This is a genomic window from Companilactobacillus keshanensis, from assembly GCF_003946205.1.
Lineage (GTDB): Bacteria > Bacillota > Bacilli > Lactobacillales > Lactobacillaceae > Companilactobacillus > Companilactobacillus keshanensis.
The window spans coordinates 1-23,413 of record NZ_RHOS01000011.1; the positions used below are offsets into that span (position 1 = coordinate 1).

Here is a 23,413-nt window from a genome sequence, read left to right on the forward strand (position 1 = left end):
TCAAAAAACGCCTAATCACATTTAAGTGATTAGACGTAAAATTTCATAATCAACTCCAATTACTGGGGTTCATTGCACTTGTTCTTTTTATTTGTCCTTAATTAATTTTTTAAACTTATCAGTCTTCATAATAACTTTTAAGATATGAATTGCTGATTTTTGCAAATCTCCTAAATTCAAATCGTTATTATTTTTCCATTTACCTTGAATCAGGATATGACTGTCGTCAAGTACCTGCACATCTCCATTGAAGAATAGTTCTTTGATCTTATCGTCAACTTCTTCATCAGAAATTTTGATCTTGACCAAAACATCCCCGTCATCGTCAGGAATAAAGTCATTCCACAATTCTACGGTATCTAATTTCATTTCGGCCACATTCAAGACTTTCTTTGTAGCAATGCTTCCATCACCATTAAATCTTGGTTTCAAGTCATCTATTGCGGCAAAAAGTGTATCTTTAGAGTCCCCTGGCATGATCAGATCATTACCGGCATGAACACTTTCTTTAGGGTCAGCCACACTGAACCAATCAGTCATAACCATGCCCTCAAAATGCCATTCATCACGCAAGATATTAGTCAATAATTCGAAATTAGCTCCCGAAAAATAATTATTGACCAGATTATATGACGACATCGCGGCGAGTGGTTGAGCTTCTTTAACAACAATCTCAAAATTCTTCAAATAAATCTCTCTTAAAGCTTGTTCCCCGATGATACTGTTGCCAATATTACGATAGCTCTCTTGATTATTTCCAACAAAATGCTTGATCGTAACTCCTAAACCGGAATGGCTCTGAACACCCTTAGTCTCAGAGACGGCAACTGTCCCTGACAGGAAAGGATCTTCTGAAAAGTATTCAAAGTTACGACCACCTAAAGGATTTCGATGAATATTCATTCCTGGAGCTAGCCAGAATGTTATTCCAAATTGCTCCATTTCATCGCCAATCGCTGATCCTAATTTTTGAATCAATTTACGATTCCAGGTTTGAGCTAACAATGTCCCAATAGGCCAGGCGGTGGTCTTTGCATCCAAACGCAACCCTGCTGGTCCGTCGGCATTAACTGTTACTGGGATACCATGCTTTTTATTATCAACTGTTTGACCAGCTGCGCCCCTAACTAAACTGGAACCATTACCGATAATGCTGTCATTACTAGATTCCAGGTCACCTTCGACGATGTCGACTAATTCTTGATCTGTTAAATTTGCAACAAAGGTTTCAATCGAGATTTTTTTATTATAAACGTCAGCCAACGTAAAATCGGTCAGTTTATCTTTAACGACAGTCTTTTCATCCAAATATTGACCCGGAAGGTTTCGATTATTGACAACATAAGTGGTCACATCAGATTTTTTTTGGTATTTCACAGGTTCATCTTGTTCAAAGTTTTCTGACTTCAACAAGAAAAGTGGAACACCAGAGGTGCGACGCAATTTAACTTCATTTTTTCTTAATCTAGTAGGATCAAATTGTGGCAGCATTTTGTGTTCGACCGACTTGATAATGGTCTCACGGTCTAGTTTAACTTCACCAACAACTGTTGAATTACGAGAGCTGTTACCTATCCTTAGAATATAAACTCCTGGTACCAACACAAAAGCAGCTCTTCGTTCATCATAAACAGCTAGATCTTTAGTCTTGAAATTAAGCGTCAATTCCTGTGATTCATGACATTTTAGAACTTTAGTTTTAGCATACACACGTAGAGCCTGATATGGAGTAGGAATATTCGATTGAGGATTAGATACATATGCTTGAATTACTTCTTGACCTTGAAATTTATCACTATAATTTTTAACTTCAACTTTAAATGAAATATGATCCTCGTTAACTGAAACTTTTTCAGTTGTAATATCAAATTTAGCATAACTCAAACCGTAGCCAAATTCGTATCTGGGTTTAATATTGAAACTATCAAAGTACCTATATCCAACGTAAATACCTTCGGTATATTCCGGATTTCTAGTACCAAAATCATTGCTTGAAGGATAATCTTGGTAGGCAGACCAAGTATCAGTCAACTTACCAGATGGTGTTTTAGTCCCATCTAATATCTCCGTAACGGCATTTCCTGCCATCATTCCCGGTTGTGAGATCAATAAAATACTATCCAACAACGGACATTGATCAACGAAACTTGTATCGATCACTCCGCCTACATTCAATAAAAGAATGCTGTTTTCATAAAATTCACTCAAGCGTTTGATATTTGAAAGTTCATTTTCTGATAATTGAAAATCACCCGGTTCATCTTTACGGTCATACCCTTCACCAGAACTACGCGAAATAACATAAATTCCAACGGTCCCTTCTTTGAAGTCATCTATCTCTGGATCATCCATATCAAAAGCTGGCGATAAAATATTAGCAGTTTTTTGATATTCAGCCTTTTTTGATTCATAATATCTTTGAAAACGTGTCAACCACGCCATCGTAGTGATATTAAAATTATAATTCTCTAGTCCTTCAACAATACTGATTGTCTTTTGATCAACATCACCAGAACCAGTACCACCCTTAACAGTTGCAAATGCTCCGCTACCATACAATGCAACTGTTTTATTGCTCAAAGGCAAAACATGATGTTTATTTTGCAGTAAAACCATTCCTTCTTGAGCCACATTTTTTGATAGAAGCATGTTTCTTTCATTATTTAAATTTGTATTTTCCATCTTATTCCTACTCCTTTGGTGGAAATATATCCGTTACTTTCAATTTTACACTTCTCAGTTACAAAAAAAGAGTCATTGCCGGCAATAATATCGACAGACTCTTATTTTTTACTAAATATCTTCTTCAAAATAAATTTGTAGATTAAATAAACTACGATAAGAATAATAATACCGATGAATATTTCACTCATCCAAAAATTAAAGCCTACATTTTGAAATAACTTTAATAGCGGATCGTTTCCTACGAGGAATAATAAAATGGCAACAATTATAATAATGGTCGAAGTATACATAGTGACCTCCTAATACTAAAAATATTATCACATAACAAAACATGTATAATGGTATAAAGAAAGTTTTTGAGGTGAAATTATGTTAAAGGATAAACATGTAACTCTTTATGTTTCGGGGGGGATCGCTGTTTACAAGGCACTTGGTGTCGTTCGAGAATTGGTCAAAGCAAAAGCTCAAGTCCAAGTCGTCATGACAGAAGCCGCTCAAAGATTTGTCACACCACTGACCTTTGCAACTTTAAGTCAAAGACCAGTTTTAACCGACAACTTTTCGGCTCAATCAAGTAGTGATGACTTTATTCCTCATATCAAATTAGCACGCTGGACAGATTTAGCTATTATTTTGCCGGCCACAGCAAATATCATCGGGAAAATTGCTAACGGTATCGCCGACGATTTAGCAACGACCACTTTGTTAGCCACTGCCGCACCAAAAATCGTTTTTCCTGCCATGAATACAACCATGTGGGAAAACCCTGCTGTCCAAAAGAATCTGCGCACATTAGATCTAATGGATATGACCGTAATCGAACCCGCATCAGGATTTTTAGCCGAAGGTGAAATTGGCAAAGGACGTCTACCAGAATTAACCAATATCATGGTCGAAATTTACAAGACCTTCACAAAACCAGTTTTGGCCGGTACAAATGTCGTCGTCACAGCTGGAGGTACCAAAGAGGCTATTGACCCAGTAAGATTTATCGGTAACAAGTCATCCGGAAAAATGGGCATTGCTTTGGCTAATGTCGCTGCGGATATGGGCGCACATGTCACACTGATAAGCACTGTCCACGATCCCATCAGCTCACCAAATATCGAAGAAGTTCACGTTTCAACTGCCATCGAAATGCAAAAGAAACTAGAAGAAGTCTTCCCAATAAATGATGTTCTAGTAATGGCCGCGGCTGTATCTGATTTCAGACCAGTTCATCAAGCTGATCAAAAAATTAAAAAAAACAACGATCAAGATATCTATACGATCAATCTGCAAAAAAATCCTGACATCTTAAAAGAAATTTCCAAGAAAAAAACTAACCAATTCATAGTAGGTTTTGCAGCCGAAACCGAAAATTTAATTCCCTATGCTCAAAAGAAATTAAAAGAAAAAAACGTAGATATGATCCTAGCTAATGATGTTTCAAAAACTGGATCAGGATTCAACGTCGATACTAATGAAATAACTGTTATCCAACCCGAGAAAGATCCAGTAACATGGCCATTAATGTCAAAAAGCGACGTAGCCGCTAAATTCTGGGAATATTATCAAAATAACGTAAAATAACAAAATATAAGTGGTCATCTGTTAAACACAGATGCCATTTTTTTGTTACCAATTGTTTGTAATTATAGATGGTCTATAAACACTGTTCTCACAATTATGAAAGCGATTGCAAAAGCTTTATCTTTTTTTCTAAAATCTATTGTTTTTTACTGAAAAAATTGATATAAAAATATATGTTGTTACTAATTTGAGACCACAAGTTGTTTAAACATTGTATTACAAAATTGTTTAAGTGATTGGGGGCTTCTATTATGGAAGATCCGCGTAAAAAATATATTAACTGGCCCACACTAGCATTAATGGGTTTCGTGACAGTCGTCGGATTTGACGACTTGATATACAACTTTCAGAATCAAGGATTAAGCGTCATCGTCTCTTGGATTCTGATGATTGTACTCTATGTCGTGCCATATTCGATGATGGTAGGACATTTGGGCTCGGTATTTAATCATGAGACCGGTGGACTGTCATCGTGGGTACGTGGTACTAACGGTGACTTTATGGGGTATTTGACAGCCTGGACACACTGGGCAGCCTCCATTCCCTATATCGTTGACACGGCAAATACGATCGTAATTGGGATCGGTTGGTTGATCAAGGGTAATGCTAATCTACAAGATCAATTATCAAACAGTGGGTTTGCGCTTTTGACTTTAGTGGTATTCGTCGTTTTTATTTATGTTCAATCAAAATTTCAAAACTCAATGGAATTTTTAAGTAAAGTCGGTGGTATCGCAATGTTCAGCATGGCCGTACTATTCGTAATCATGACTTTTGCAGCGTTATCAATGGGTGGACATATTGAAACTGAACCCATTACGGCAAAAGCTCTCATGCCAAAATTTGATTTCCATTATTTAACAACTATTGGTTTGTTGATTTATGGAATCAACGGTGCTGAATCAATTGCACCGTTCATAACCAAGATGCGCAATCCACAAAAAGAATTTCCTAAAGCTATGATCATGTTGGCGGTTATGACCGGATTTTTAACGATCTTTGGATCATTCTCGTTAAGTGTCTTTTTCAATGCCTACCATTTACCAGCAGATCTCAAAATGAATGGCTCATACTATGCCTTTCAAGCATTAGGTCAACATTTCCATCTTGGTAACATTTTTATGTATATTTTCGCTATTACTGAAATTCTTTATCTATCCGCCTTATTAGCCGTTCTTCTGGATGCAATGACCAGAATGCTTATTTCAGATACAGGAAGCAAATACATCCCTAAAGTACTCCAAAAAACCACTGATTCGGGTCTACCGATCAATGGCTATCTTTTGACATGTGGATTAAGCGCTTTCATAATGATGCTAGGAATTTTCTTACCAAGTATGCTAGATGTTTTTGACTGGTTGCTTAATCTGAATGGTATTATTTCTCCTGGTGTTACTTGCTGGGTCTTCTTCGCCTTTATTCAAGTTCGTAAAAGAAACAGTGAATTTCCTTCTGATTATGTCTTTATAAAGAATGACAAAATGGCTCAGGCTATCGGCTGGTGGTGTTTAATAATCACCTTATCTGCTACGATCTTTGGAATCGGTCCAAAGGATGTTCCTTCAATGTCCAGCACTTGGTGGTATGAATTGATCATTAACATTGTTGCTATAGCCTCTCTAGTTGGTCTCGGTGCTATCCTGCCTTATCTCGCTAAACGTGAAGTACGTAGTAACAAGGGTTCCGCCTTTACTCAAAAACAATGGATCGCCATTTCGATTGTATTACTTGTTACAATTGTCGGTGATTTATATATCGGTGGAACGCATGTTAAAAATTCTAATTGGTTAATGATTTTAATAACAGCTATTGGAGTTACACTTATATACATTTGTGGTCACAAACAACACGATTTAAAAGAAGTAAATATATAAAAAATAGCCTATCGAAAATTCGATAGGCTATTATTTTACTTATTATTCAGTTATTTCTGGTTTCTTCTTTTTCTTACGATCATTAAAACCTTTTTTAGGTTGTGCAACCCGATGAATTCTATTTTCATGCCAAGTCGTCATACTGATCAATGATGAAAGCGTTAGTGGAAGGACTATTACTAAGATAATCAATCCAAAGATAACACCTAAGGCAACTTGAATCAAAGTAGTTACGCCTGATGGGATCAAGGCCGCGAAAGTACCACTCAAAATAATGGCAGCTGAGATCACGACTGAACCAATTGCAGTAGCCGCATTCAACATTCTGACCTTGAGATCAGGTTCCTTTTCATCCTTGAAACGAACCATCAAGAAGATACTGTAATCAACCCCTAGGGCCATCAACATAATAAAGGTAAAGAATGGTGTATTCCAACTTAACATTGAATCTCCAAGTACAACACGAGAAACAAAACGTGTAATGCCCATCGATGCTTCATATGTTAACAATAATGTTCCAATAATTGTCATTGGTTGCAAGATCGACTCTGTAACAACGATCAAAGCAATACCAATACCAATTGTCATAATGGTAGCTGTACGAACAAAGTCTCCATTAGCTAACTTACGTAGATCATTATTTTCAGATGTTTGTCCACCGACAGCAACTTTAGTATCTTTTAGAGCACTGTGCTTCAAGTGAGACCTCATATCTGATTGAATAGTCTTTAATTGTTTTGAAACCTTTTCACTATTTGGATCACCCTTGAATACAAGAGTTAACTCAGCAATCTTACGATCCTTATCCATATATGCATCTAGAGATGGTTTGAAGACTGAGCTTTGAATTGAAGCCTTTGGAAGATAGAAATCATTTCCAATATATGACTTCTGAACTTCGTCAAGGTAAGATTTCATACTTGTATTACCTTGTGCTAATGTATCAAGGCCATCAGTTGCACTGGTTAATCCATCTTCAAGTTCGGTAATTTGTGATGCCATTGATTGAAGTTGAGTATTCAATTGTTGAACACCACTATTGACCGTAGTAGCTCCACTAGCAACACCTTGACCTCCACTAGTTAGTGTAGAACTTGATGCTGCTAAAGTGCTTGTACCACTAGCTAAAGTAGACATGCCTGAAGTCAATGCTGGTACTTGACCTTGCAACTGTGTCATACCACCAGAAATGGCAGCTGAACCGGATGACAATTGACTAATTGCACCTTGTAAAGCACCCATTTCAGCGGCTGCAGTTGAAGTATCTTGACCAGTACTTGCTAACAAGGCAAGGATCTGACTAGCTTGTGAAGATAAAGCACTGACTTGAGTTTGTAGTTGAGATAAACCTGAAGTCAATTGTTGGGAACTGCTTGTTAGAGTAGAAACTCCACTTGTCAAAGCAGGCATTGAACTATTGGCACTTTGAAGTCCACTATTGACGCTTGAAACTCCACTAGTGTATTCATCAATACCACTTGATAATTGTTGAGCACCACTTTGCAATTCACTGGTACCATCGGCCAATTCCTGAACCTGAGCAGTACTTCCACTAATATTAGCAGCTTGTAATTGATTACTTGCTGATGTTAAACCAGCCTTGATCTGTTCAATACCCTTAGTTGACGTATCCAAGCCATTAGTTATAGTAGCTAATTGATCTTTTAGATACATACTCTTAATCTTGTCACCACCTGGTTGAGTCGCAGAAGCAACTGTTTTAACACCGGGTTCTTGCTTGAGGTATTGTGTTAAATCATCAATAGCCGCAAGTTTGGCTTGAGTATTTAGTTTAGAATCACTTTGAATATAAACTGTTGCAGGGGCAGACATACCTTTACTAAAGTGATCTTGAATTACTTCATAACCACGTTTAGCTTGGTAAGAATCAGGAACCTCATCTGCATTATTGAAGTTCAAACTTGCATTTGAATTGATCAAGAATGGAATTCCCACAACTGCAACAATGGCAATGATAACAACTGGATAAGCTAAAGCTGATCTAGATAAACCATACCAGATACGACTCTTACCTGAACCACTTGTAACCTTACTTGGCCAGAACATCTTTGCACCAAGTGTTTCCATAAAGAACATGTTCAATGTCAACAAGACGGCAAGTAAGACTAGAACACCGATTGCAACCGCAACCGCACTTTGATAGAACTCGAATTTGGCCAATGCCAAAACGGTAAATCCAATCAATACAGAAATACCACTATAAAGGATCGTACGCCCACCATGTCGTTGGGCATCATGTGCAGCTTCAACCGCTGGCAAGCCCTTGGCAAGCGCCCCTTTGAAGTAGTTATAAAGTAGGATATTGTAATCCGTACCAATTCCGAATAGTACAACTACCAAGAATACTTGAGTAAAGTTAGAAATTGGAAAATTAGCTTTCTCAGCCAAATTCATTACGATACTCAATGATGTTACAAACGATACACCAACGTTCAACAATGAAACCAAAGGAACAATTGGTGATCTGAAGACAAGGATCAAGACAATAAAGATGAATATGACTGCGATGACCTCTGTCTTTTGAAGACCTTTTTCAGTAACGGTTGTAAAGTCATCATTCAAAGCATCGGCACCCGTAACGTAGGTTTTTATGCCTGAAACTTTCAGTTGACTTTGTAATTCATCAACTTGTTTGCTGATATCTCCACTACTCTTAACAGTGATTTGTGCTAATTGTGTTGTCTTGTCCTTAGCAATCAACTGTTTCTTAGTTTGGGCGTTATCGCTCGGACCCATTACCTTTCTGATTTTAAGGTAACTTGTATTTTGTAATTGGTTTAACTTGTCGGCGATATCTTCTGACTGACTCTTTGATAATTTGGTATTATCTCGATCATTAAAGACAGCCGTATATGTCCTAACCGACTTGTTTCCATTAGCTTTTTTTTCAATCTTTTTAGCTTTTTGACTCTCAGTATAACTTGGTAACGTAATAGTACCGTTATCACGAACAAGCTGAGAAACATTTGGCATGGCAAAGATTGCTGCCAATACAACAATGACCCATAAAACAAGTGCTGCTGTATATTTCTTAGTAATCCATTTCATTCCTATACTCCCAATCCCATAATCAATTCAAGTGTAAAATAATTGACAGTTGTCAAACACAAAGTTAATAATAAAATTAATTTCACATATAGGCAAGGGACAATCCAAAAATAACTGTTAAATTTTAGACATTTTTCAATATAATGCAAAAAAAGTGAAAAAACATTTCCCATTTAACATGAAAAATTCAAAATCCATTGAAAATCTAAATCGGTTACATTTTTGCACTTGTAAAAATATAAACATATGTTAAAGTCAAATTATTCGGATTTATTGATATAGGGTGAAACAAATAATGAAAATTGATGTAACTCAGCACTTGACATTAGGGGCAAAGCGCACACTCAAAGCCTTTCGCATAGCGATGTTTGAAGCTTTAAGCGAAAAAGAATTTGATAAGATAACCGTCAACGATATTTGTAAAAAGAGTGAATATCCACGTGCAACTTTCTATAATTATTTTGATGATAAATACGATCTACTACAATATTTTTGGTCATACATTGGAAAAGATATCTTATCTAAAATTCCAAATGACTCTGATGAAGAAGAAGGAATAATCAGTATTTTTAATTTACTATTGGATTTCTTCTCTCGTCATCAAGATTTAGTCAAAAATGTTATTAAAAACAACGGCGTCAATTCCAATCTATGGCGCAGCATGTCAGGATATTTACGCCAAGAAGCAAATATTTTAATCTATAATTACTGTTCAACCAATGAACAAATAACCGTACCAGCTAAATTGTTAGCTCGCTTTTATAGCGATTTGATCATTGCTGTACTCGAATGGTCTTTGTTTGAACAGCCAAATATTAATATTAAAACCGCAGACAAATACCTCACGTCATTGTTGAATGGTGATTTTAAGTGAGTTGATTTATTGCAAATTAAGTACTAAAATTATTAAAAATTTTGAAATCATATTTATCGTAAACTTATAGGAGAATAATTATGTCAACATTAACAACGAGCTCAGAAGTAAAAACTGCAATCGAGGCTCTCACTAAGGGATTATTGAACTATGATAATCAATCACCAGAATTACTGGATATCATCGATGTTTTGGGCCAAGTTGAGAAAAAAATTGACGAAAAAAAACATCCTGAAACATTAGTTATAAGAATGATCAATTACATTCGCAGCGTGTCTATGAGAGGTAAGATTCATTTTCTAAAACCCGAAGAAAATATCATCATTGATCTTGGTACCTTTGGTCAAAAAGCCGGTCTTAATGGTCAATACATGGCTGATTTCTCGGATAAGTCACAATTTTATAGTTTTACGGAACAAATGCCACGTCACAATTAATAACAATATAAAATGCCTGTATTTGAGTTATCAAATACAGGCATTTTTAAAATTTAATATGGGGTTTCCATCAACATCCAAAGTAACAAATAAACAATTACTCCAGGGAAAACTGGGGTTAACGTCAATAAAACATATAGGATACGTCCAATGGCTGGGTCCCAGTCATAATGTTCACACAGACCAGCGATGACACCGCCAAAAATTTGATTCGTTCTCGATCTTTTAATTGGAATATGCATAATTATCTCCTATTCTGGACTTTCCATTAACATCCATAGAACTAGATACGCAATAATCCCTGGAAGTGGAGTTAAAGCAATGATAACCCATAGTACACGAGCAATTGCGGCATTCCAACCATAATGTTCAGCAATACCACCGATAACTCCTGCAATAATTCTATTATTTCTTGATCTCTTAATTGGAATATGCATAAATAATTTCCCCTTTTCTTTATTAATAATATAATAGATTTCGCGTTCTAAGTACATTCATGACGCTTACAAATAGCTTACAATTTTGTAAGATAACTTTTTTAGTTGCCATCTACAGGGATAAAAATATTCACCTGCTGTGTAGACCGGTCCGAGCCAAAGTCTCGTCCCTCGATTTGAAGCCTTACCACAAAGGGTAAGTCTCCAAACTCGCCTGGTGGTGTAATGCTCTACTCTCACTGCTGGCGAATATTCTTATCTCTTCCGACTCATTTTGCTTTTGAAATAATCCATACTAATAGTAAAGAAAAACCGTATGAACACTTAAATTTAGACAATAATTGCATCATTTTTGAACGGAAAGTTCTCGGTATATCACCGGGATCTTTCCGTTTTATTTTTTATATATTTTGCCATTACTGTAAATGATAAATTGAATACGGCAATAAAAAACCCCTTAATTTGAATTTCACATCCAAACTAAAGGGTTCACTTTGTATAATTATTTTAAACACCAACCCAGTCGTAAGGACTGGGAATATTTACCATCTATGAAAATGCCGTAATGGCTTCAGCCATTACGGCATCGGGCGAGTTTGGAGACGCAAGGCTTCAAACCGAGGGTAGAGACCTTGGCTCGACCCGGTCCGCATAGCAGGTGAATATTCTCAGTCCTGGAGAGGACCTACCAAAAAGCAATTAGTGTTCTAATTTACGAACTAGCAGATCACCGATTCCTTGGATAACGAAAACTAATATCAAAATGAAAATCATTGAGACGATAGTTACATCATTTTCGAATCGTTGATAGCCAACAGCGATGGCCATATTACCTAGACCACCACCACCAACAGCACCAGCCATGGCAGTTAAACCAATCAAACTGATAGTTGTGAAAGTTCCTGAACGGATCAATTCTGGAAGTCCTTCTTTTAGATAAACTCTAAAAATGATCTTTATTGGTGACAATCCCATTGCTTCCGCAGCTTCGATCACACCATGATCAACTTCAACTAAAGCCAATTGAACTTGTCTAGCAAAGAATGGTGCTGTACCAATGATCAATGGTACCAAGGCACCTTTTGGTCCGATTGTTTGACCAACAATCAACTTTGTAAAGGGTCCAATTACGGCTAGTAAAATAACGAAAGGAATCGAACGAAACAGGTTAACTAACTTGTCCAAAACATTGTAAAAAGTTTTGTGTGGAGTAATTCCGTCATCAGTCGTTACTACTAACAAAATACCGAGAATAATACCAAAGATACCAGCGAATATGGCACTGACAAAAGTCATATATAGTGTTTGCCAAATAGCAACCACGAAACCATTATCACCTTCCCAGTTTGCCACAACATTAGGAAGATATGTATTAATAAAATTAGTCACGGTTAAGCCTCCTCGCTTTCTGCAATATCGATCTCTTTAACATTAACATTCAAACCGTTCAAATATTTAATTGCTTCACTAACTTTATCTTCATCCCCAGTTAAGGCAAACAGCATGATACCAACGGTAGTTCCTTGCAATCTTTCAATATTACTAAAGAGAATATTGGCCTCAACGTCAAACTTCTTATACAAACCGACAACTAATGGTTCATTAGTTACATTACCAATATAATTCAATTCAACTAGACGACCAGAGATCGATCCAGCAATACCGCTTTCCTTGATCTCATCAAGAACAGAACTGATTTGAGTCGACGTATCAACGAAGTCTTTAGTTAATTTCTTCTTAGGACTACCAAAGATCGTTAATAAATCGCCCTCCTCGATCAAGGCTCCATCTTCCATTACGGCTACTCGATTACATATCTGTTTGATAGCATCCATTTCATGAGTAATGATGACAATCGTAATGCCTAATTCCTTATTCAAACGACCCAACAATTTTAGTATTTCAGTTGTTGTCTTAGGATCCAAGGCACTAGTAGCTTCATCAGAAATTAGAATTTCAGGATCACTTGCTAAAGCACGGGCAATCGCAACACGTTGTTTTTGACCACCGGATAATTGTGAAGGGTAATTATTAGAACGATCGTCCAAACCAACCAGCTTCAATAGTTTATCCACTTTTTCCTTACGTTCCTGTTTTGATAACTTGGAATCACGCAACGGAAAATCTACGTTACCAAAAACTGTCAGTGAACGCATCAAGTTGAAATGCTGGAAGATCATACCGATATTCTTACGTTCTTTACGTAAATCTTTGACACTGAGTTTAGTCAAACTTTTATCGTTAACAATAACTTCACCAGATGTAGGCTTTTGTAATAAATTGATAACTCGTACTAAAGTACTTTTTCCTGCGCCGGAATAACCAATAACACCAAAGATGTCGCCTTTATTTACGTTAATGGATACATTTTTAACAGCTTCGATTGTTTTTCCTTCATTATGGAAAGTAACGTCAATATTTTTAAGCTGTATTATTCCGCCTTTTTCTACCATTAAATTACTCCTCACTTAGATTATAAGAATTGTGTTAGAACTTGTAGTTCCATGCAGCATACGTTGATCCATTATAAACTTCTTTGATCTTCTTAGCAGTAGCTTCTGTTTGGTAAGCCTTTACAACTTTCTTATAAGTCTTGTTATCTTTGTTCTTCTTTGTCGTAGCGACAATATTTACGTAAGGTTTTGATTCTTTAGTTATCTTTTCCTTATAAATAGCTGAGCTTGGTTTCAATTTAGCATCTTGGGCCACATCGTTATTAACAACGGCAATTGCTACATCAGTAAGTGAATGAGCTGTTTGGGCTGCATCTAATGGTGTTATGTCCAAATGCTTAGGATTTTCAGTTACATCTTTAGTAGTAAGAAGCTTTGATGATGAGCCTTTAAGCTTGATAAGCCCGGCTTGTTGGAGAACTCTTAATCCACGATCCTCGTTAGTTGAATCACTTGGAATAGCAACTTTTGCGCCGTCCTTTAATTCACTGATGCTCTTTAAGGACTTAGAATAAACTCTCAATGGTGCAATATATGTGTCACCGATTGAAACGATATCGCCTTTATTGGCTTTGTTCCAATCATTCATGAAGTGGTAGTTTTGGAAAGCATTGACATCTAGTTCACCTGATTCCAAAGCCTTATTTGGAGTATTGTAATCATTGAATTCAACGATCTTTAATGTAATACCTTGTTTCTTCAACTTGCTGACGATCGGTTTCCATACACGATCATCTGATCCGTAGATACCAATTTTAACTGTCTTGTTAGTCGAATCCTTTTGTTGTCCACAACCTACTAATGCAAAAATTGAGAAAAATGAAATTGCTAGTAATAAAACCTTAGTTAGTTTATTTAACTTCTTCATATTAAAATCCCCCTATTTAAGATCATTATTCCAAGCTGGAATGGCGCTTCCTCCATAAACCTTCTTGATTTCTTTAGCAACGGCTTTAGTTTGGAATGCCTTTACAACCTTTTTATAATCTTTATTATCTTTATCCTTTTTATTTGCGGCAATGATATTGATCCATGGTTTGGATTTAGCATTGACCTTTTCTGTATAAATTACTTTATTAGGATCTAATTTAGCATCACTAGCAACGTTTCCGTTAACAATGGCTACGTCTACATCATCTAGTGAACGGGCTGTTTGAGCTGCATCTAACGGTGTAAACTTAAGATTCAACTTATTTTCTTTAATATTCTTAGTTGAAGGCATCTTTACACTATCATCTAGCTTGATGATACCGGCCGATTCTAATAATTGTAGTGCACGACCTTCATTGGAAGCATCATTTGGAATAGCAACTTTTGCACCATTCTTTAATTGATTCAGGTTAGTGATTTTGTGTGAAAAAGCAGCCATTGGTTGAATTACGGTATCGCCGATTGGAACGATGTCTGTGTGATGTGATTTGTTCCAAGAATTTAGAAAATATCTATGTTGATAAGCATTCATATCAATTTCGCCTTGAGCCAGTGCTGTATTTGGTTGATTGTAATCACTAAACTCAACAACTTTAAGATCGATTCCTTCTTTTTTGACCTTCTTTTTAACAACTTTCCAAATCTCTGTATCAGAGTTATTAATTCCCACTTTAACGGTTGTATCTTTATTTTGATTGCCACAACCTGCTAATACGAAAACAAATACTGCTGTGAAAATCAATAACAAAACTTTCTTGAACTTCATCTTCTTATCCCCACCCATATTGTAATTATTGTTAATAAATCATTAACAGAAACAAAAAAAGCCACTCCTGTAAAACATCAATTGATGTTTTAGAAGCGACTTATCGCGGTACCATTCTAATTTAAAATAGATTTACACCTATTTTCTCCACAACACACAGAAATCTATGTGCGTGTACTGTAAAGGGTACCAACCATTACATCTTTATCCATTAGGACTCAGAGTACCAATCACAGGTCATTTTCATTTAAGTTATTCGTCCTCTTCTCAACAGCCGAGGCTTTCTGTGCAAATAACTATAAATTACTTCCCCTGATCTCTTTGTTTGAAGTTATTGATTTATTAATCGTTGACAAGATAATACAATCTATGGATTAAAATGTCAACTGATTTATTAGAAATAGTTAACCTTACAATTATTCATTATATCAAATATAATCATTTTAAAGTTGTCTATCTCTATTATAACAAGGTTTCATCATTTTATATTAAAATTAAAATATACAAATTTTTCACTGCAGTAAATTTACTTTATTAAAATAAAAATACATTACTTCTTTAAAGTTAAAGTGTCCCCTTTATCGGTCTCCTTATTACCTAAAGAATAAATAATGCGAGCCTTCTTATTATCATCAGTTAATTTGATCTTCACGCCAGTAATAAAATTCTTATAATTATCGTAAACATCGTCTTGATCGATAACCAATTCGTCACCATGCTTTGAGTAGTACATAGTCACAAAATTAGAATCATCATATTCATCACCAAAATTTACTGATACTTCATTTCCACTTAAAATACGAACTTTATACCTCGACTCATTTGTGGAATAATACTCATTACCAACTACATTTGACCTATTTAAAATAAATTGCGTCTTAACCCCCACAAATACTGCCAAAATAATTGTTGAAGTCATTATTTTTTTAAAATTGGGATTATCGTTGTAATAAACATATACTACGAATACTATCGCAAGTAATAAAAACCACAGTCCTATACTGTATACCCAAAACATATTTAGATTCCCCCGTTGAATTTAGTCACAAAAAAATTGTGTTAATCTTTTTAACACGCCTTTAGAAATTTAAGAAAGATAATATCCTGATTCACCTAAATTAAGATTAATTCTATATAAGCCAACTGAATCACTTTCAAAGTTTATTTTTTTAATAGTTATCTGGATCATAGGAAGCTCCATCAGGATTGGTAGCATTATAGGTGGTTCCTGATACTTGATCATAAGAATCCTGATCTCCATTAGAATATGAAACGCTACCATCATAATATATAGTGGCACTCATATCTGAACCCTCCGTAGTATGTACATAGAATCCACCACTTACTGGATCAGCAACAATATCACCTCTTGCTCCCATCGCATACATATGTTTAAATAATCCAATTGCCTGGCGAGAGGTATTAATAATATTATTTGATGCACTACTATTCTGTGTATTACTTTGTTGTCTACCATTATCAGTCGTAGTTGACGTATCAGTAGTGGATTCGTCAGTGGTACTTGGTTCATTATCTTTTTCAGCTTGTTTCTTATTGAATTTTTTAGCTGTACTATCATTTAAATTATTCGATACGGCACCTTTATTATTGGTTGAATTATAGATATAAGCTAATCGATAGTTTTTGTTCAAATAATAATAGGCTCCTTGACCGTCAATAACATCTTTGGGTACATTTTCAAAGATTTGTTTGACGGTCTTCTTTTGTCCAGACTTAAGTGTAATGGTTTGCTTTTTACTTGAAGTTACTTTGGTATCTTTATCATACGGATTCAACATAAAGAATTTCGACAGATCTAATTTGATATCCTTAGTGTTTTTGTTCTTCATTGTCATATCAACGATATAATTCGTATCAGTACTGCTTGTCGAGTCGTCTTCCACGGCTTTAAAAGTAAAATCAAGATTCCCTCTATCCGATTTAGATAGATCCTGATAATATGTCGATTTATCGTGTTGAGCGTTAGACTTAGTTACAGTTTTATTAGTCTGATTTGAACAGGCCGTACCTACTATCATTAACATCACAGCAATAATTATTCCCCAGAATTTCTTCCCCACGGTTGTTCTACCTCCCTTATTTCCAAATACTACTTTACTACTGAAAAAAGGTTATTAATATAATTTTTACGTAAAATAATACATATTTTATAATATGGTAACGATTATTATACTTAGGAAAAACAAAAAAGAACCCCTTTCGGAGTTCTCATTAATTTAATCTATTAAACAATTTCAACTGTAGCTGTTGTAACACCATATGAAGGGATCGATGAACTTGGCATAGCAACGTCTAATTGTTGTGAATTAGTATTAGCAAATGTACCTGTATCATTAACTGTTCTATACATTACTGTACCATCTGATAGTGTGATCTTAAGTTGTGTTCCCTTAGGGAATACTGAAAGGTTAGCAGCAACACCGCTATAACCCATATTTGAGCCTAATACGGCTGGATCATAGAAACTGATCTTGAAGGTTCCTTGTGAAGTACCAGTTGTTGCAGTTGAAGTGCTTGATTGTGCTGAAGCTGTTGTATCTGTACTTGCTTGTGTCGTTGCAGACTGTGTAGTGGCAGTATCTGTTGTTGCTTGAGTATTAGTATTTGCAGCAGCTGTTGTATCTGTGGCTGCTTGTGTTGTTGTATCTGTTGTTGCTGTATTTGATGTAGCTGATGGTAAAGTGATTGTTTCGCCAGGGAAAATCAAATCAAATCCACCGACATCTTTATTGTTAGCTTGTTCTAGTGCTGAAATTGAAACACCATTTGCTTCTGCAATACTCTTATATGAGTCACCAGATTCAACTTTAACGTGTGTACTGTCAACTGTTGTTGCGGCGTCAACTGTATTTGATGTTACTCCAATTGCTGTTAGTGCTACTGAACTTAATAGTACGACTGATAATAATTTTTTCATAAATTTATTTACATCCTTATATTTAATATTTATAATTTGTTGCTTTCAACTTAACGACACCTATATTAGCAGGCTAATGTTACATAGCCACCAACACAGGGTTACAATTTCGACCATTTTTGTAACCTTAGTAACATTATTGCAATAATAATAGCTGTAATCACTGATATGAAGGCAATTGTATTTGTTGTCTGGAATTATATACTATGGTATATTTTTAAGTATGACGAATAAAAAAATGAGAATTATCGCGAAAATATTCATCATGTTCATTGCCCTGGAGCTGATAGCCTTCAGTTTGAATATGTTTTTTGAACCAAATAAAGTTGCCGCGGGTGGCGCGACCGGAATTGCTATCTTGTTATACGAAGGCTGGTCGATTCCCACTGCAATATCCGTTTTCATTATCAACATCATCATGCTTATCTTCTCTTATTTCCATTTAGAAAAAATGACAACTATCAAATTGATCTTCGGTAGTTTTATGTTGCCAGTCCTGTTGTATCTCACGCCGGTTTATAATATCATCCCCGGAAATAGACTGATTGCTATAATAGTGGGAAGTGTAATTTTCGGAGTCGGTGTGGCGATACTTTATACGCTCGATATGTCCAGTGGTGGCACGACTGTTCCACCGATGATTATCCATAAGAACTTCGGAATTGATAAATATATTAGTCTGTTCGTGATCGACGGTCTAGTCTGTTTCGGTAATATCGCCTTAACAGGTTTCATATCATTCTTCTTAGCTCTTATGTCGGTCGGGATCTCCAGTGCCGCGATCAAACTAGTTACTGTAATTGAAGACAAGTATGCTGATGCTTAATAATAAAGAAATGGAGTTGATCAAATGATCAACTCCATTTTTGTTTCTACTATATTAATCATTATCGACAATGACTTGACCGATATCACGACTCTCCATTACATAATCGTGTGCTTCCCTAATATCGTCTAATTTGAATACACGTGCAATTGGGATCTTCAAATCATGCTTTTGGATCAATTTAAACATTTCGTCTATCCACTCTTGATGGACATCAGTTGAATCAAAGCAGGTGAGATACTTTCCAGCTAAAGTGAAAGGATTAAAGTTCTCCACGATCCATTCGCCGGCAAGTAATCCAATCAGTGAAACCACCCCACCTTGATTTAAGTGCATGATTGAATTGGTTAAAGTAACTGTTCCAACCATATCAATTATTCCATCAAAATCTTTATCAGTCTTCAACTCATTGTCACAATCAATAACCACATCGTCAGCTCCACAATGTAGTAATGCTTGTACCATTTTCTCACGCCTAGTTGTGGCAGTGACCTTGATCCCCATTGTCTTGGCTAATTGAATCGTAGCCAAACCAACAGCACTGGTACCGCCACGTATTAATAACGTCTGCCCATACTTTAATGAAAGTGACTTGAGTGAACCAAGGGCTGTGTAAAAGTTTTCTGGGTATTGAGCAAGCGTTAACCAATCACCTTTATAATCAACCGGATACAAATTATCATCAGAGACCAAAGCATATTCTTGATAGCTTCCATCTACTTCACGACCAAATCCACCCATCATCGTGATAACTTTTTGGCCGACTTTTAACTTACTATTATCTGATACTTTATATATTTCACCAACAGCTTCTACGCCAATGACGCGTGGAAATTTAACTGAAGGTGACCCGCCTTCACGAGTCAATACTTCATATCTATGAGCGCCAAAGGCGTGAATACGCATTACTGAATGATCAGTATCAGCCTCAGGAATAGGTCTTTCCACAATATTCATAACACTAGAATCACCTGGCTTATCAATTACAACTGCTCTCATAATATTTCTCCTTTAGTCTTTCATTCGTTCTATCAATGAACATAATATAATGTGTAACGATTCAAAAATTTACAGCCCTGTCTGGGACAACACGTCGTATTTTGATCTTTTATGATCAAAAAATCAATTCAACCAAAAGAAGGTTTCTGCTCGAACTGATACGAATCATGACACCAAGAATATCTTTATTTATCTATAAAAATTAGATGAGAACTTCACCAATAAAGCTACATTGGATCTGGTTTGTCTACAGTATCAAAGACAAGACTAGAAAAATACCCTATAAATCCAAAATTGGATTTATAGGGTTATTTTTTAATTATGCTTCTTTACCCTTATTAACGTCGTAAGTCCACTTGATCATTCCGCCTTCAATATTAACAACATCATAACCTTTAGCAGTTAACTTTTTAGCAGATTTAACGCTGTTAACTCCTGAATGGCACATAATATATGTTTTACCTTTAGGTTCAAAATGCTTGATAGTCTTATAAGGAACATTAATAGCCCCAGGAATATGTCCAGCCTCGTATTCTTCAGGAAAACGAACGTCGATAACATTAGGATGTTCTGGTAATAATTTATGAAAGTCATCGATCGAGATATTATCTATTTTTGTAAAAATTGACATTTTAAAAACCCCTTTTGATTGATTTTCTTATCTTAAATACTAGTAACAAATTAATTAGCGCTACGACACTAAAACACATTAAGTCGTAATAATAGAGTGGATCTGTGCTTCCGATGTGCAAAATACCGAAGGTAGATAATCCAGTTATCAAAACGATCCAGAGTTCCATAATATATGGAAAAACTTTTTTTGGTCGGCTATTTCTTGTAAGTTCAATAAAGCAAACCACCACAGCTATCATCAAAACCCAAAATATCCAACGAGTGATACTGACAGGATATGTTTCATTCATGAACAATATCTGCCTCATAAATCCCAGATGTGTATCGTAGAGTTCTTGAAATTCAGTTGGTAGCCATAATAGTATAACTTGCAAAACCATAGCTAAGCCATACAAAAATCCACTTACTATTTTTTTCATACAAACACCTTAATATTTATCTAATGTCGCAACCAACATTGAATTTAGTTTTGATAAATCTTTGATCTCAGTTAAAACTCTAGCTGGTCTTTTATCAGGAAGATCAGTTTCTTCGATCAAACCTGTTTCCATATCGGTAGCACTGGTTCTTAACCTTGTATTCTTGAAGACAAATTCCTCAGGATCAAGTAAAGAAAAAGCCGTGATACCATCCCAATTAATAAAACCGTCGACATCCCAAATACCCTTGGTATAGTCGATCCAGTCTTTAATGACCTTCTTCAACCAAATGAATTTTTCTTCATCAGAATCTTTAATAGCAGCAAGATCGTCATAACTGAATAAAGCGCCAGCAATATATTGGCCACTGGAAACTGTTAATTTAGCATTACTGTTAACCACCGCGTACGCAGCTTTATCTGAAATTGAAAAATTCAATTCCGTAACGGCCGTTTTATTGATATACATTTGACCAAAGCGTCCGCCCATTACGACGATTTCTTTGACTAGATCAAAGAAGTCTGGTTCGATCTCTGCTGCTTCTAACAAATTATTCAAACTTCCGGTAGCAAGAATTGTGACTTCATTAGGATCACTCTTAACAGTTTTAGCTAAAAATTCAGCTGCTGGTGAATGAGTCTTGTCAGAGTCATACTTCTCTTTACCCTGATAGGTTTTCACATCTAGTGAAAAGAGTTCTTTAAGTTTGTTAGTCTGTTGAACCACTTGTTCAACCGTTCCGTTACCAAAGGTCAATGTGACTCCCAGTAATTCCACATTAGCCTGTTGATAGAGATAGAGCAAGGTCAAACCGTCATCGACATCTTTGCCGTGCAGTCCGATCGTATTATCACAATCATAGATTAATTTCATTAATTTTCCTTTATAAACTCGATATTTTTATCTAAATCAGCTTTAAAGTCCACATCCAATAACTTAGGTAATAATTTGACTGTTTTACCTTCATCTTGCAAAAGTTTGATGGTAGTATCCAAAACACTAGCCGTACTCCATGAAATATCAGCATCCAAAAACTCTTCAACTGACAATTGGCCGGCACCAAACATGTAATAACCACCGTCATACGATGGTCCTAAGACAACATCATGATCAAGCAGTTCATTCTTGGCATCCGCAATTGCATTGGAAGTAAGTTGTGGGATATCACTACCAGTCAGAATGACCCGTTTATATCCTTGATTTTGCACAACTTCGATAGCTCTACTCATTTTAAGACCCAGGCTTCCATCTACTTGTGGAAAACAATGGATCCAATCTGGTACGTTATCCAAAAACTCGGCCGTAACTGCATCATCATGCCCTTGATAAGCTAAAAAGATATCTGTTGAAGCCTTAACTTGTCGACTAACTCGGAATAATTTATCCAACATTAGACTTTGAATATTGGAAGCCTCAATAGCTGAAAGGTCAGGTTCCAATCTCGTCTTAACGTATCCGGCTTCTGGTATTTTAGAAAAAATGATGTATGCATCTTCAATCAAAGGATCACCCCATATTTTTGTAATAATGGTAAAGCAAAATCTGGTTTCAAGTACATTTGACAGCGATTATATATCTCTTCATTTTGAATTGGCTTGTCATCGTAGGTGCTGATCAGCATCCCACACCATGACAAAGCACGCAACAATAAAAATGGCATATAAATCCTAATATTCTCTTCAATTTTATCCAGCGGCTGTTTTGTCAAAATCGCATATTCGGTCAAAAATCCGGTTATTTGTTCATCCGATAATTTTTCATCAGTTCTCCACAAAGTCGTCGTATCAGACATAAATTGTGTTAAATCTTGTACGGCATTACTGATAACTGGCTTTTCCCAGTCGATCAGATAGCCATAATCAGACGTGATCAAAAAATTATTAGAATTTACCTCAGTATTGACCAAACATTCATTTTGCCCGATGAAATGTTCATCAGCATTATGATCCTGGCACCAATCATAGAGATCAGTCAAAATCTGAGCGCTCTCTGGCACAAGCTTTTGATTCTTCTTGATTGGCTTCAACAATTGCCAAGCTTCATGCAAGCGATCTGAACAAATACTATTTTCAACTATCAGCTGATCATAAGCAGAATCTTCCAACTTTAAATTGTGGATCGAAGCAAATATCTGTGCCGCTCGGCTCAAGTCACGATGATAAACAAGTGGCTCCCCTGGTAAAAACTTCTCCATCAAAATATCGTGATCGAAGAAGCTCTCAGAATCGTCTAACCAAAGTGGCTCAGGCGTATGACGACTAGGTTCGAGTATCTTTAATGCTTGATATTCATAACGAGCCTGTTGTTTAACGTTGATCTGTGAACCGTAATTGATCCTAAAAACAACTTTTTGATTATTTTTATCAACAATCAAGAAATTACGATTATATTCACCTTGTGCTAAAAAAGAAATATCTTTTAAATCGGCTAAATTTAGTTTTTTTAAAATATCATTCTGTTCGAGATAGGTTTGAATTTTTTTTAAAATATCTTGTGCCACT

General features: G+C 35.9%; 22 protein-coding genes. 5 read left to right on the forward strand and 17 right to left on the reverse strand.

What is annotated here, in order from left to right; genetic code table 11:
• Positions 1-87: 87 nt before the first annotated feature.
• Positions 88-2,682 (reverse strand): glycoside hydrolase family 3 protein, encoded by a 2,595-nt coding sequence (locus EKM64_RS07115; protein ID WP_125677055.1) that lies wholly within the window; start codon positions 2,680-2,682, stop codon positions 88-90.
• A 372-nt stretch (positions 2,683-3,054) separates the two neighbouring features.
• On the opposite strand from EKM64_RS07115, the gene coaBC reads away from it, so the two are divergent.
• Together coaBC and EKM64_RS07125 are read left to right on the forward strand one after the other, a co-directional pair.
• Complete coding sequence (gene coaBC / locus EKM64_RS07120) at positions 3,055-4,257, forward strand: bifunctional phosphopantothenoylcysteine decarboxylase/phosphopantothenate--cysteine ligase CoaBC (protein ID WP_125677058.1); 1,203 nt, start codon at positions 3,055-3,057, stop codon at positions 4,255-4,257.
• 251 nt (positions 4,258-4,508) lie between these two features.
• Positions 4,509-6,131 (forward strand): APC family permease, encoded by a 1,623-nt coding sequence (locus EKM64_RS07125; RefSeq protein WP_125677060.1) that lies wholly within the window; start codon positions 4,509-4,511, stop codon positions 6,129-6,131.
• 42 nt (positions 6,132-6,173) lie between these two features.
• Here EKM64_RS07125 and EKM64_RS07130 read toward each other — a convergent pair whose 3' ends face one another.
• Positions 6,174-9,200, reverse strand: coding sequence for an MMPL family transporter (locus EKM64_RS07130; protein ID WP_125677061.1), 3,027 nt, complete (start codon positions 9,198-9,200; stop codon positions 6,174-6,176).
• A 295-nt stretch (positions 9,201-9,495) separates the two neighbouring features.
• Here EKM64_RS07130 and EKM64_RS07135 point away from each other — a divergent pair, with 295 nt between their 5' ends.
• Both EKM64_RS07135 and EKM64_RS07140 read left to right on the forward strand, forming a co-directional pair.
• Positions 9,496-10,074, forward strand: coding sequence for a TetR/AcrR family transcriptional regulator (locus tag EKM64_RS07135; RefSeq protein ID WP_125677063.1), 579 nt, complete (start codon positions 9,496-9,498; stop codon positions 10,072-10,074).
• Positions 10,075-10,154: 80 nt separating this feature from the next.
• Entirely contained in the window at positions 10,155-10,511 is a 357-nt protein-coding gene (locus EKM64_RS07140; RefSeq protein WP_125677066.1) for a bacteriocin immunity protein, read from the forward strand.
• A 53-nt stretch (positions 10,512-10,564) separates the two neighbouring features.
• On the opposite strand, the gene EKM64_RS07145 is transcribed toward EKM64_RS07140, so the two are convergent.
• From EKM64_RS07145 to EKM64_RS07185, 9 genes are all read right to left on the reverse strand, one after another.
• Positions 10,565-10,753, reverse strand: a complete 189-nt coding sequence (locus tag EKM64_RS07145; protein ID WP_125677068.1) for a PspC domain-containing protein — start codon at positions 10,751-10,753, stop codon at positions 10,565-10,567.
• Positions 10,754-10,762: 9 nt separating this feature from the next.
• Entirely contained in the window at positions 10,763-10,948 is a 186-nt protein-coding gene (locus tag EKM64_RS07150; RefSeq protein WP_125677070.1) for a PspC domain-containing protein, read from the reverse strand.
• Between the two features lie 699 nt (positions 10,949-11,647).
• On the reverse strand, positions 11,648-12,337 hold the full coding sequence (locus EKM64_RS07155) for a methionine ABC transporter permease (protein WP_125677072.1): 690 nt from the start codon (positions 12,335-12,337) through the stop codon (positions 11,648-11,650).
• A 2-nt stretch (positions 12,338-12,339) separates the two neighbouring features.
• On the reverse strand, positions 12,340-13,383 hold the full coding sequence (locus EKM64_RS07160) for a methionine ABC transporter ATP-binding protein (RefSeq protein ID WP_377769733.1): 1,044 nt from the start codon (positions 13,381-13,383) through the stop codon (positions 12,340-12,342).
• Between the two features lie 52 nt (positions 13,384-13,435).
• A complete protein-coding gene (locus tag EKM64_RS07165) occupies positions 13,436-14,269 on the reverse strand; it encodes a MetQ/NlpA family ABC transporter substrate-binding protein (RefSeq protein WP_125677077.1) in 834 nt (277 codons plus the stop codon).
• A gap of 12 nt (positions 14,270-14,281) precedes the next feature.
• Positions 14,282-15,097 carry a MetQ/NlpA family ABC transporter substrate-binding protein gene (locus tag EKM64_RS07170; RefSeq protein WP_125677079.1) on the reverse strand — a complete coding sequence of 272 codons (816 nt, stop codon included), beginning with the start codon at positions 15,095-15,097 and terminating at the stop codon, positions 14,282-14,284.
• A gap of 550 nt (positions 15,098-15,647) precedes the next feature.
• Positions 15,648-16,115: a hypothetical protein gene (locus EKM64_RS07175; protein WP_125677081.1), complete on the reverse strand. Its 468-nt coding sequence runs from the start codon at positions 16,113-16,115 to the stop codon at positions 15,648-15,650.
• A gap of 151 nt (positions 16,116-16,266) precedes the next feature.
• Positions 16,267-17,178, reverse strand: a complete 912-nt coding sequence (locus tag EKM64_RS07180; protein WP_125677083.1) for a hypothetical protein — start codon at positions 17,176-17,178, stop codon at positions 16,267-16,269.
• 164 nt (positions 17,179-17,342) lie between these two features.
• Positions 17,343-18,035, reverse strand: coding sequence for a DPBB and LysM peptidoglycan-binding domain-containing protein (locus tag EKM64_RS07185; protein ID WP_125677085.1), 693 nt, complete (start codon positions 18,033-18,035; stop codon positions 17,343-17,345).
• 223 nt (positions 18,036-18,258) lie between these two features.
• On the opposite strand from EKM64_RS07185, the gene EKM64_RS07190 reads away from it, so the two are divergent.
• On the forward strand, positions 18,259-18,861 hold the full coding sequence (locus EKM64_RS07190; protein WP_125677087.1) for a YitT family protein: 603 nt from the start codon (positions 18,259-18,261) through the stop codon (positions 18,859-18,861).
• Positions 18,862-18,915: 54 nt separating this feature from the next.
• Here EKM64_RS07190 and EKM64_RS07195 read toward each other — a convergent pair whose 3' ends face one another.
• From EKM64_RS07195 to EKM64_RS07220, 6 genes are all read right to left on the reverse strand, one after another.
• Positions 18,916-19,860 (reverse strand): zinc-binding dehydrogenase, encoded by a 945-nt coding sequence (locus tag EKM64_RS07195; RefSeq protein WP_125677089.1) that lies wholly within the window; start codon positions 19,858-19,860, stop codon positions 18,916-18,918.
• A gap of 319 nt (positions 19,861-20,179) precedes the next feature.
• The gene (locus tag EKM64_RS07200) at positions 20,180-20,491 is read right to left on the reverse strand and encodes a rhodanese-like domain-containing protein (protein ID WP_125677091.1); all 312 of its coding nucleotides are present in this window, start codon (positions 20,489-20,491) and stop codon (positions 20,180-20,182) included.
• 1 nt (position 20,492) lies between these two features.
• Positions 20,493-20,912 carry a hypothetical protein gene (locus EKM64_RS07205; RefSeq protein ID WP_125677093.1) on the reverse strand — a complete coding sequence of 140 codons (420 nt, stop codon included), beginning with the start codon at positions 20,910-20,912 and terminating at the stop codon, positions 20,493-20,495.
• 9 nt (positions 20,913-20,921) lie between these two features.
• Positions 20,922-21,785, reverse strand: coding sequence for a nucleoside hydrolase (locus tag EKM64_RS07210; protein ID WP_125677095.1), 864 nt, complete (start codon positions 21,783-21,785; stop codon positions 20,922-20,924).
• Positions 21,785-22,414, reverse strand: a complete 630-nt coding sequence (locus EKM64_RS07215) for a TIGR04282 family arsenosugar biosynthesis glycosyltransferase (protein WP_164505321.1) — start codon at positions 22,412-22,414, stop codon at positions 21,785-21,787. Before EKM64_RS07215 ends, EKM64_RS07210 begins: the two co-directional genes overlap by 1 nt.
• Positions 22,411-23,412 carry an aminoglycoside phosphotransferase family protein gene (locus tag EKM64_RS07220; protein ID WP_125677099.1) on the reverse strand — a complete coding sequence of 334 codons (1,002 nt, stop codon included), beginning with the start codon at positions 23,410-23,412 and terminating at the stop codon, positions 22,411-22,413. The genes EKM64_RS07215 and EKM64_RS07220 overlap by 4 nt, the downstream gene beginning before the upstream one ends.
• Position 23,413 lies beyond the last annotated feature (1 nt).